The sequence below is a fragment of the Symbiopectobacterium sp. genome (genome assembly GCF_051710365.1).
Classification (GTDB): Bacteria; Pseudomonadota; Gammaproteobacteria; order Enterobacterales; family Enterobacteriaceae; genus Symbiopectobacterium.
This window is the reverse complement of sequence record NZ_JBPETA010000306.1, coordinates 1-2,349: the sequence shown is the minus strand read 5'-3', so window position 1 is coordinate 2,349 and position 2,349 is coordinate 1. Positions and strand designations below refer to the sequence as shown.

Here is a 2,349-nt window from a genome sequence, read left to right as displayed (position 1 = left end):
CATCAATGCTGTTCAATGTGGCAGTTACTGAACAAGGTTCGCCGCTTCATGGAAACCGTCAGCCCGTTTCCCAGTGGAAAACATGGACAGGCAAAAGTGTAGCGGTATTAGGAACAGCTATTTAGACGGAAACCTGGCGTCCGGGTATCACCAACACCCTGAAATGGGATCTCAATGACCAGCACAGTCTGGATATCGGTTACTGGTTTGAACGTGCACGCCAACGTCAGACGCAGCCCTATATCGGTATTAAAGCAGACGGTAACCCGATTGATCTTTCCGGCAAACCCAACAGTTCGCACTTGGTGAAAGATGCCAACGGCAAAGTGATCCAGGGGCGCAACCAGTTCACCGTGACACCAGTGCATAAGTTCTGGTTGCAGGATACCTGGTTTGTCTCCCCCGACTGGACGCTCACTGGCGGCCTGGCCTGGCAGCACGTGAGACGTGACGGGCACGATCTGGGCAGTTTGAGTTCTGTGGAGGCGAAAAAGGCGCGCACCTATAAAGAGTTTCTGCCGAGCTTTAATGCGGCGTACAAAATTAATCCCGAAAATCAGGTGTTTTACAGCCTGACGCGCAATATGCGCATGCCACCTAACTACGTGCTCTATAACCTGGGTGATTCCATCAACACCAAGCCAGAACTGAGCTGGAACCACGAACTGGGCTGGCGCTTCCAGGGGCAAGACGTGATGTTGAGCACCTCACTGTTCTACATTGCGTTTACCGATCGTCAGATCTCCAGCCGTAACGTTGATGGCGAATACGAGATGATTAACGCCGGTAAAGTAGAGAACAAAGGCATCGAGGCTGAGCTGAGCGGAAAACTGCCGCATAACTTCAATTACTTTGACTCTTACACCTATACCGACACCAAGCAGAGAGACGATATCGTCACCAACGGCTCCACGCTGCCAACCACCGGTAAACGTTCCGCCAACACGCCGAAGAACATGCTTAATCTGGGCGTAGGTTATGACGATAGCCGCTACTACGCAGGCATCAATGGCCGTTATACCGGTGCGTTTTACGGTGACATGACCAACGATGAGAAAATTGGCGGGCGTACCGTGGTCGATCTCAATGCGGGCATTCACTTGCCGGTAGACAAGAAGATCATCAAAAGCGCCACGCTGCGTTTCAACGTTAACAACGTGTTCGATAAGGAATACCTGGATTCCGCACGTACAGTGGTATTCAACGCCGCTGCGCACAACGGCGTTCGTGCCAGCACGCCTTATTACAACGTGGGTGAAGAGCGCACCTTTAGCGTGTCGCTGGACGCCACCTTCTAATCACTCGCAAACCTGATATCCCCTGGCGGAATTTATCCACAGGGGAGTGGCTTATTACCGTTACGCGCCAGCAAGGGCGTAACACGCACCGAAGGAAAATCGGACCCTTATGAACGCAAACGACCTGCACGATATTATTTTCTATGCGATGTATGCCTCGCTGGTGGTGGCACTGATCATCATCATCGAACGTGGTCTGTTCTTTGCTTATACACGCCGTCAGACCACGCGCTTGCTCCGTGCGCTGACCGCCGACATTCGCCATCTTCACGATCTCCCTGCTGAGCTCAGCCAGCGCAACAGCTTGCCGGTAACGCTGATTACTCCGTTGTTGCCGCAGGCGGCGGATCGCGACCGTGATGAGCTCAACGATCTGATCGATACCCAATATCTGCAAAGCAAACCGCACATGACGCGAGGATTGTGGCTGCTGGAAACCATTGTTACAGCCGCGCCGCTGCTGGGTCTGCTGGGTCTGCTGGGTCTGCTGGGTCTGCTGGGTCTGCTGGGTCTGCTGGGTCTGCTGGGTCTGCTGGGTCTGCTGGGCACCATTATGGGCATTATCGAAACCTTTAAGGCACTCTCGGCTGCTGGGATTTCTGACCCAAGTCAGGTTTCCGCCGGGATGGGGACGGCGCTGTACGCCACGGGGCTGGGGATTGCCATCGCGCTGGTGTGCCTGTTGGGAAACAACTTCCTGCAAAGTCGCATGGAGCACATCAATGAAGCGCTGAAAGTGCTGTTGCTGCGTGCCGGAATGCCACATACCCGCCAGTCCGTCAAGCCTGCGGCGGTGCAGGAAAATGGGGTAAAGCGCTATGCGTAGCGTGCGGGCTATCAAACACGCTGGGCGGCATTGGGCTGCGTGTGTCGGGCTCGGGCTGTGTTTGGTTACCCCCTCGGCGCTGGCGGATTTCAGCATTCCCGGGGCTTTGTTGAATAAATCAGAACTTGTAACGACTGTGCCCCATCGGGTCGATTGTTACGTGATGCGAATACTGTTCGGCATTCCTAATAGCGTGATCCGGTTAAGCGCTTTGACCATCGCCAT

At 54.3% G+C, this 2,349-nt stretch carries 2 protein-coding genes and 2 pseudogenes; 3 read left to right on the top strand and 1 reads right to left on the bottom strand.

Features of this window, described 5'->3' with window-relative positions; all coding sequences use genetic code 11:
• The 3 genes and pseudogenes from ACTBDZ_RS17085 to ACTBDZ_RS17075 form a co-directional block, all read left to right on the top strand.
• Positions 1-102, top strand: a 102-nt coding sequence (locus tag ACTBDZ_RS17085; RefSeq protein WP_438814434.1) for a hypothetical protein, incomplete at its 5' end; no start/stop codon positions are given.
• A gap of 23 nt (positions 103-125) precedes the next feature.
• Positions 126-1,298, top strand: a pseudogene (locus tag ACTBDZ_RS17080) (TonB-dependent receptor domain-containing protein); the annotation flags it as partial.
• 109 nt (positions 1,299-1,407) lie between these two features.
• Positions 1,408-2,124, top strand: a complete 717-nt coding sequence (locus tag ACTBDZ_RS17075) for a MotA/TolQ/ExbB proton channel family protein (RefSeq protein WP_438816179.1) — start codon at positions 1,408-1,410, stop codon at positions 2,122-2,124.
• A 156-nt stretch (positions 2,125-2,280) separates the two neighbouring features.
• Here ACTBDZ_RS17075 and ACTBDZ_RS17070 read toward each other — a convergent pair.
• Positions 2,281-2,349, bottom strand: a pseudogene (locus ACTBDZ_RS17070) (surface-adhesin E family protein); the annotation flags it as partial.